Source organism: Streptococcus sp. HMSC078H12 (assembly GCF_001814615.1).
GTDB classification, from domain to species: Bacteria; Bacillota; Bacilli; order Lactobacillales; family Streptococcaceae; genus Streptococcus; species Streptococcus salivarius_F.
The window spans coordinates 28,095-36,399 of record NZ_KV817340.1 but is presented as its reverse complement, the minus strand read 5'-3'; the positions used below and the strand labels follow the sequence as shown (position 1 = coordinate 36,399).

Genomic DNA, 8,305 nt, shown 5'->3' with positions numbered 1-8,305 from the left:
CAATTCTGCTTCTGAAACGTTTTGATCCAAGATAGTTTTTTCATCTTCTTGAGTAGCTGTTTCTGATGCAGTTGCAGCTGTTGAAGTTGCTGATTCTGAAGCTGAAGATGATTCTGAGTTTGAACCACTGTTGCTTTCAGTGTGTGATTGGCTTTCAGAAGTTGAGTTCACTTTGCTAAGTGATACAGATTCTGAGATAGCTTGTGACAATTCTGCTGATACAGATTGTGATACTGAAACTGAAGCATCTGTGCTTGCTTGAGCGTCAACTGAAGAGCTTGTAGACTCTTGGCTTGTTGATGCTACTGCTGGAGCTTCTGAAGCTACTGTTTCTGATACTGGAGCAGCGCTCAATACAGCTGCCTCAGAGTTTGCCAATACGTCATGGTTTGTAGTTGCTTGGCTTTCCAAAGCTGGTGCTGTTGTTTCTTCGGCTTGAGCAGTGTAAGTTGCTACTGCACCACCTGCCACAGCACCTGCTGCTGCAATCCCTTTAAGAAGGGCTGTACCTGAAAGAAGAGAAGATTTTTCTTCTACATTTTGAACTGTTACTGACGGAGCGTCTGCGCCACCTTTAACAACTTTAAAAAGTCCAAAGTTAGATGTTGCAGCACGAAGCCAGTTTTTACCCGATTTGATAAGTTTGAAGCGAGTCACGCGATCTGTTTCACGGAATTCTCCTTCGTTACGTCTAAAAAACATATTTACCTCCTAAAAAATATGAGTTATTTCCTAATCTGGAAATTACATTTTATAATATAACACAAGTTGACTAAAAATTGTGCTTTTTTGTCTCATTTTCTTCAAAATCTGTAAGGTTTTCGCAATTCTGAATTTTCTGTTTTTTAACGTCAATTCATTATATTTTAGATTTTAAACGGTTTAAACCCTTGTTTTCACGCTATTTCCTGCAGTTTTTCTCATTTTTAAAGACCTTGGTTTTTACTTTTAAATTTTTCTACAATTCGTTTTTTGATAAATTGTCAAACAATTACAACCAATTATTTAAGGCAAATACTTAACATCTGTAAGGCTATTTTTTAACATTAATCCTAATTAGAGACAGGTCTTCCTTAAATCCTTAAGTCTAAAGTGAAAATGATTTGAATAATTTATAAAAAGTCAAGATATATGCTCAGATTTGTCACAAAAAAGGATTACCTTTCGATAATCCTTTTTCTATTAGCTTAATGCCATGATAGCATCGATAAAAAGTTTCTTTGTGAAGTAACCGTTACTGATGAGGTATGCTGTGTGGTGAGCGTTAGCCACCATCTGTGCATACTGCTCCTCGGTACATTCTTGAATGCAACGGTCTGCTTCTTCGAGACTTGAAACGACAAAGCCAAGCCCATGTTCCTTAATATAGTCTGCATTTGAGAGATAGCTAGGCACTACGACTGGTAAACCAGCTGCTAAGTAAGTCGAGAGTTTATAAGAGATGTTCATCTTATAGTAGTCAGGCTCGTCCTCTGGATTTTCGGAATTACCCCAGACCAGACCAAAACCTCCCTTAGATAGCTCTAGCAAAAGCTCGTGTTTATTACGCCAGCCTTCGAGGTGGACTTTGGAATAATCCTTATCTTCTTGTTTCTCAGCGTAGACGTGGAGAGGGGTCGTTTGTTTCCAGTCTAGGACGTGTGGGAAACGGGTTGGATTCCCAGCAAAAATCATCTTCTTCTGGAAACTAGGTTGGTGTAGGTCAAGACTGTGAGGTAAGTCCCAAAGTTTTTGGATGATAATCTTCTCAACTGTTAACCCTTCCTCAATCAAACGATCACGCATCTTTTCAGAAGGCACCACGACGACATCACAGAGATTGTACATGTCAATATAAGCAGACATGAGATAGTAGTTACTATCAAACATGAGAGGTGGAACGTCATGGATAAACATAACAGTCTTAGCATTAACAGCCTTGAATTTACGGAGTAATCGGCTATCCCACTCACTACCATTCCATGATGGAGACTGGAAGAAAACGATGTCTCCAACACTCAGTCCTGCTACAATCCCATCAAAGCGGGAATTAAGCTCTCCATCTGGCTCTTGGCTACTATCATAGAAATAAATTCCTAGTTCATTAGCACCGAGCTCTTTGGCAATCTTCATGGTATCATTTTGGGCAATCAAAGCTACACTACGTGAGGACTGGCCAAATAAATTTGTAAAATGTACGCGCATGACATACTTCTTTCTATTATATAGTAGGAAGTCCTCTACTTATAAGAAACAATCATAAAAATAAGTAAGAGGATAAAGAGGGCTATGCTGATAGCCAAGGTCAACATTTTTCGAATCGGTTGGCTAGCCCAATAACTTGGTTTACCGATATTACTAGTAGCATCCGTTGAAAAAATCTGCGTTTGACGCGGTTGGATGGTCACTAGGACGATAAGGGCAACCGAAAGAATCACTGCTAGAACCATAAATACTAACATCATAAGACTACCTCAATAAACCAATAAGGGTGAAGATCAAACCGATGATAATAACAAGTCCGAGCATGATTGAAAAGCTCTTGTTAATCTTCTCTCCTCTGGTTTCTTTTTCTTTTGTGATAGGCTTTTGCTTGAGTTCTTCCATACGGCCTTCAACGTCACCGTAGAATAAATCTTTTTTAGACATGATTTCCTCCTAAAAGTGATTGTAAGCGGTCGGCCAACTCAGAGGCAGTCAGGGTGTTGGCTTGAGCTTTTTGAGCCTGCATGGCTTCTTGCATGGCTTGCTCATCGCCTAGGACTTGCTTAATCTTGGCAACCATAGCTGGATAGTTCTGACTGGCATAGATATGCTCTGGCGCTGTATAGACAGGTCCATGAGCTGTTTCTGAAAAGGCCAAAATCAACAATTGGTTTTCAAAGGCAGTTCGTGTCGCCTTGTACAATTCATTATGATGGTTAATGTCCAAGTAGAGGTCTGACTCTTGATAAAGCTTGTCCAACTGCTTGTGACTAGCGTTTGGATGGAGCACAACGTTTGAATAACGCATCATTGAAAGTAATCTTGGTGACATCTCAGTGACTGCTGCAATCTGGAAGGTCACATCAGGGAGTGACTCAACCAAGGCTTCCAAACGCTCGATTTGGTCTGAATTGGTTGCGATAAAGGCATTACGAGGTTTACCATGATTTTCCTTGAAGTCATAGGCATAGCCAAGAGACAAGATTTTATGATGCTTGTCCTCTGGCGCCAAGGTCAAGGCCTTTTCATAAGTCGCCTTATCAGGAATGATGATGGCATTGGCTCTGGCTGAATTATCTTCCAAGATACCATTCATATTACCTGGAAGGACATCACCCAACGGCTCTTGCCAGACAAGGACATCAGTGGCACCTTGATTTTCCATAGTCCATGAGACGATGAAAGGTGTCGCCAAGCTATTAAAGATAATGTGGTCGATATCACCAAAGACCTGAGCTAGAAAGGCTTTGATAAATTCGGTACGGTTGGCAAAACGACGAAGGGCTTGTCCTGGTAAGGTCAAGAGAATATCACCGGTGAGATGATTTTCCAAGATTCGTTCGTAGCCTTCTTTGGTTTGGTAGCTGGTAAAGAGTGCCTGACCATTCTCATCATGAGTGGTCTTGGCAAAGCAGAAACCGTACTTGTTGTAGTGGTCCACTTGGCGAATCTTACCTGACTTGTCCAACCATTCGACACTTTTGACAATACGTGCCTTGCTACCTTCTGGGTAGGTGATGCGGGCACGTTCTTCGGTGAGGTTAGACACACGCGCCATCTGATTGTTCCCTGAAATTTCCCAAAAGGCTGGCACAGGGACTTGGTTGAAAAAGCGTGGTTTGCCTGTTTCCTCTGCTGCTTCCACATAGTAGGTGAAAGGAGAGAGAGCTCCTTGAGGGAGAAAGCCATCTGGATTGATGACAACTGTTGTGGCATCGTAGCCTGCTGCCTGAAGAGAGTAAGCCAAATCCTTACTGGCTTGATTGTAGTAATCACATAAGAATATCATGAGCGTACCTCCTCAAGTAACTGTTTCCAAGCTGCCTTGACTTGGCTAGTCAAGAAGCCTTTGGCAAGGTCATAAGATTTTTGGCGCATAGCCTCGATATTGCCTTCTTCGTAGAGACGGACAATGGCATCCTTATAGGACTTGGTGATAACATCCACGACGTGATTTTCAGCGACGGGGAGGAGATAACCGTTGGCCCCATCTTGAATAAAGGTTTGATTCCCATAAGGAACGTCAAATCCAATCATCGGAAGACCTGAACCAACCGCCTCCATAAGAGTGAGTCCAAAACCTTCACTGGTTGAAGCTGTCAGATAGACCTCGTACTGGCTATAAATGTTAGTCAAGTCAGCGTGGCCCATGAGTCTGATATAGTCGCCAGCTTGAGCTTCGACAATAATCTCACGCAATTTGGCATCCATGCTACCACTACCGTAGATATCAAAAGTGATATCAGGCAGGGTCTTATGAACCTCGATCACCGCACGAACCAACCAGTCAATGTGTTTTTCCTGAGCCAAGCGTGAGGCCGTAATCATTGAGAATGGCTTACGTGGCTTGTCCTGTCCAACCAATTCAGGCAGACTTCCCACTGGAATGGTGTAAATCTTTGGATCATGGTTGGTGTAGCGACGGAATTGTTCCTGTAAGATTTCCTTTTGACGATCAGTCGCCACGATAAAGAAATCAACCTTGTCTGCATTGGTAAATTGGTACTCGTAATAGTTATTCCAGAGAATGTAGTTGTCATCAGTTTGATTGACACTAAAATGCTCAGCGTGAACAACTACACCTAGGCGAGCAGCCTGTGCTTCTTCAAAGACCAACTGACCAATACCTGTTTCACGGTCCAAAATGACCACATCATCCTTGGTTAGGGCTAGACGTTTGAAGAAATAGCGAAGGAATTCTTGCTTACCATAGAGAACCTGATCAGGGAAACGATAGATATCCTGATTGTTATTTCCTACAATCATGTCATAGGCTGTAGACCCATCTTCGTTATAAAAACGGCGTTGGTAAACCTTGGCTTGATTGTCCTTAGGCGCAGAATACTCACTGCAATAACGAGTGTAAGAGTAAAAGTCCTTGCGCAAGAGCTTGTCATTGACAAAGTAGCTCACGGTTTCCACAGCATCTTCGTCCATCGCACGAAGGTTACATGCCACCACCATATCATCTTGTGGGTAATGGTAACGAATGAGGCGGCCAGCAACTTCCTTACGCTCAGGATTGGCAGGTAAGATGGCCTCGATTTCTGCTAGGCTAACAGTTGATGGTGCAATCTTAACATCTGTAAAATAGCTATGGAGCCAGATGATTTCGTCGTCTGCAAAACCAATCTTGCTAGTCATATGCTCGATATTATCTCCAAGGATGAGATCCATAAAGACAAATTTTGCCTCTTGTCCCATTTCCCTGAAAATCTTGGCACGATAGGCCTGGGCATATTCGACACCACTGCTGGCCCAACCTATGCCTAAATTAATGTTATATACTGTCATAATTTCCTTATTTTATGGGAAATGGCTGATGATATCTCCTTTTTTAGTGACTTGCACCTGACTAAGGAGAAGATTACGAACCATATCCTTTCTGATTTGACGTTTCATGGCTTCGAAGCCCTTGTATGCCTCTTGGTAATATTCGACAATAGGGTTTTTTTGACTGAGTTGCTGGCTACCGATAGCCATTTGGAGTTGTTGCAGATAGTCTACCTGCTCTACCCAGTTGTCATCCACAGCCTTAAGCATGGATAGGCGTTGGAAATACTCGTTAAGTTCCTTGGTTTTCAACTCCTGCTTCTTAGCATCAAGTTCACGATAGGCAAACTGGTAGATGAGTTCCAAGACTTCCTCACGATTGTTGAGGTCTAAATCATTAGGAATTTCATTGATGCGGAAGCTGATATTACGCAAGATAAAATGGTAAAGATTTTCGGCTTTTGAGAAATCTTCCTCAGCCATAGCTTGGTCGATGAAATCGTCAAGAACCTCGTCGATAACAGTGTCCAAACCTTGATTGTGGTAGATGAGACGGTCACGTTGTGCGTAAATCATCTCACGTTGGATGTTCATACTTTCTGCAAATTCAAGCGTCTGACGACGTGAGGTACGACCAGAACTCTCACTAGCTTCTTGGGCTTTTTCAACCAATTTACGATACTTGCGACCGGTCAGTTCCTTAGGCTCAATGTGATCATTAATGGCGTATTCTTTGTAGGTACGGTGAACCCATGATGGACCGTATTTCTTAATCACATCGTCTTCAAGTGAGACGAAGAATTTAGACATACCAGGGTCTCCCTGACGTCCAGAACGGCCACGAATTTGCAAGTCAATACGTTGACTTTCCATACGTTCCGTACCGATTACGACCAATCCACCCAGTTCAGCTACGCCCTTGCCGAGCTTGATATCTGTTCCACGTCCAGCCATTGAAGTCGCAACTGTCACGGCACCCATTTGTCCTGACTCAGCAATCATCTCAGCCTCACGTGGTGCATTGTTGGCATTTAGGAGGTTATGAGCAATCCCCTCACGCAAAAGTAAAGAAGAATAAAGCTCTGACATTTCCACCGAACCAACGAAAATCAAGATAGGATTGCCTTTTTCATGATAATGCTTAACATACTCTAAAGAAGCAAAGACCTTCTCTGGCAGAGTCGCATAAATCTTATCTGGATAGTCGATACGTTGTTTCTTACGGTTGGTTGGAATTTGAATGACCTTCATACCATAGGTATCGAGAAATTCTTTTTCCGCAACCTTACCAGTACCAGTCATCCCTGAAATTTTCTTGAATTTTTTAAAGAGACTCTGGTAGGTGATAGAAGCCATGGCTCTGGTTTCTTGTGACAAGGCTACTAATTCCTTGGCTTCGATGGCTTGGTGGAGTCCACCTTGGAGCTTGGTCAATTCCAAGAGACGACCTGTCGATTTATCAAGAAGAACCACTTCAGGCCCTTTCTTACCATCACGAATGATGTAGTCCTTGTCCTTTTTATAGAGCAAGTGGGCACGAAGTGAAAAGAGCAAATGACGGGCAAAGGTACTATTTTCCTCATCGTAGAGGTTGCCGATACCGAGGTAGTTTTCAGCAGCCTTGGCACCCTTAGTGGTCAACCAAACTTCACCTTTTTCCTCTTTGAAGATGTAGTCTTCACCCTCGACCAAGGTAGTCATAAGCGTATCCATCATTCCATAGTAGTTGGACTGAACACGGGGCGCACCAGAAATAATCAAGGGCGTCTGAGCACTATCAAGAAGGACAGAGTCTACCTCATCGACGATAGCATAGTTAAAAGGACGCATGTATTTCCCGTCTTGGTTAGAAGCAAGGTTATCAATCAAATAGTCAAAACCTAGACTGGCATTGGTCGTATAAACGATGTCTGATTGGTAGATGGCACGCTTTTCAGCTGGTTCCATCTCATTACTGCCTTCCACACAAGGCACACCAATCGTCAAACCTAGGAACTCATAGACCTGACCCATTTCTTCAGCGTCACGGATAGCCAAGTATTCATTAGTCGTAACGAGAATAGCCCCTTCACCTGACAAGGCATTAAGGTAGACTGGCATGGTTGCTGTCAAAGTCTTACCCTCACCGGTATTCATCTCAGCGATATGGCCTTGGTGCATGACAATGCCCCCCATGACCTGAACATCATAAGGAAACATGCCTAGCACACGCTTATCTGCTTCACGAACAACCGCAAAGGCTTCTGGCAGGAGGTCGTCCAAGCTTTCTCCTTGGGCTAAACGCTCCTTAAATTCCTGCGTTTTATTTTTCAACTCAAGGTTGCTCAGATCGGCCATTTCATCGGCTAGGCCGTTGATTTCCTTGAGTATCTCCTTAACAGGGAGAATAGGATTCAGTTGTTTAAACATGTTCTTCTCCTGTTTCTTCCAGTTTTAAGCTGTAGAAATCCAGCTCTTTGACCCCAGCACTCAAGAGAGAAATACGATAGGTATAGGCCTCATGAGGGTAAATAAAGGTCATGTGGGTACCTTTTTCAATGAGCTGTTTGATTTCATTGTCATAACGGTCCAAAAAGCTGACTTTCAAAAAGACTGAGCCAGTTGGGACGGCTTCGAGATTGGCCGTCAAGTCGTAGTTATGCCCCTTTTTCAAAAGTGGGAGGGCAGGCTGGGTACGACCAGCTTGATAGTTTTGGATGGCCACCCAAGACTGGATTTCCGTTCCTGATGGCACCAAAGGATTGTAAAATTGCACAGAACCATCTTGGCGTTTAACAATTTTTGAGCCATACATGTAGGCTTTGTGGTTTAAGCCCCACAAGATTTCTGATTTCTTGTTTCTGAACAT

General features: G+C 43.0%; 8 protein-coding genes. All 8 read right to left on the bottom strand.

Annotated features, from left to right (window positions below; genetic code table 11):
- The coding region (locus HMPREF2979_RS07730) for an accessory Sec-dependent serine-rich glycoprotein adhesin (protein WP_148132239.1) at window positions 1-702 on the bottom strand (702 nt) is incomplete at its 3' end.
- A 480-nt stretch (window positions 703-1,182) separates the two neighbouring features.
- Window positions 1,183-2,184 carry a sugar transferase gene (locus HMPREF2979_RS07725; RefSeq protein WP_070656020.1) on the bottom strand — a complete coding sequence of 334 codons (1,002 nt, stop codon included), beginning with the start codon at window positions 2,182-2,184 and terminating at the stop codon, window positions 1,183-1,185.
- A 35-nt stretch (window positions 2,185-2,219) separates the two neighbouring features.
- On the bottom strand, window positions 2,220-2,444 hold the full coding sequence (locus HMPREF2979_RS07720; protein WP_002883546.1) for an accessory Sec system protein Asp5: 225 nt from the start codon (window positions 2,442-2,444) through the stop codon (window positions 2,220-2,222).
- Window positions 2,445-2,448: 4 nt separating this feature from the next.
- The gene (gene asp4 / locus HMPREF2979_RS07715; RefSeq protein WP_002883547.1) at window positions 2,449-2,628 is read right to left on the bottom strand and encodes an accessory Sec system protein Asp4; all 180 of its coding nucleotides are present in this window, start codon (window positions 2,626-2,628) and stop codon (window positions 2,449-2,451) included.
- Window positions 2,621-3,973, bottom strand: a complete 1,353-nt coding sequence (gene gtfB / locus HMPREF2979_RS07710; RefSeq protein WP_070656018.1) for an accessory Sec system glycosylation chaperone GtfB — start codon at window positions 3,971-3,973, stop codon at window positions 2,621-2,623. Before gtfB ends, asp4 begins: the two co-directional genes overlap by 8 nt.
- The gene (gene gtfA, locus HMPREF2979_RS07705; protein WP_070656015.1) at window positions 3,970-5,478 is read right to left on the bottom strand and encodes an accessory Sec system glycosyltransferase GtfA; all 1,509 of its coding nucleotides are present in this window, start codon (window positions 5,476-5,478) and stop codon (window positions 3,970-3,972) included. The genes gtfB and gtfA overlap by 4 nt, the downstream gene beginning before the upstream one ends.
- Before the next feature lie 12 nt (window positions 5,479-5,490).
- The gene (gene secA2 / locus HMPREF2979_RS07700; protein ID WP_070656013.1) at window positions 5,491-7,866 is read right to left on the bottom strand and encodes an accessory Sec system translocase SecA2; all 2,376 of its coding nucleotides are present in this window, start codon (window positions 7,864-7,866) and stop codon (window positions 5,491-5,493) included.
- Window positions 7,859-8,305 carry an accessory Sec system protein Asp3 gene (asp3, locus tag HMPREF2979_RS07695; protein WP_070656011.1) on the bottom strand — a complete coding sequence of 149 codons (447 nt, stop codon included), beginning with the start codon at window positions 8,303-8,305 and terminating at the stop codon, window positions 7,859-7,861. Before asp3 ends, secA2 begins: the two co-directional genes overlap by 8 nt.

Coding starts and splice junctions, on each gene's coding strand:
- asp3 (WP_070656011.1), bottom strand. CDS start 8,305: ATGTTCAGAAACAAGAAATCAGAAATCTTGTGGGGCTTAAACCACAAA.
- secA2 (WP_070656013.1), bottom strand. CDS start 7,866: ATGTTTAAACAACTGAATCCTATTCTCCCTGTTAAGGAGATACTCAAG.
- gtfA (WP_070656015.1), bottom strand. CDS start 5,478: ATGACAGTATATAACATTAATTTAGGCATAGGTTGGGCCAGCAGTGGT.
- HMPREF2979_RS07725 (WP_070656020.1), bottom strand. CDS start 2,184: ATGCGCGTACATTTTACAAATTTATTTGGCCAGTCCTCACGTAGTGTA.
- asp4 (WP_002883547.1), bottom strand. CDS start 2,628: ATGTCTAAAAAAGATTTATTCTACGGTGACGTTGAAGGCCGTATGGAA.
- gtfB (WP_070656018.1), bottom strand. CDS start 3,973: ATGATATTCTTATGTGATTACTACAATCAAGCCAGTAAGGATTTGGCT.
- HMPREF2979_RS07720 (WP_002883546.1), bottom strand. CDS start 2,444: ATGATGTTAGTATTTATGGTTCTAGCAGTGATTCTTTCGGTTGCCCTT.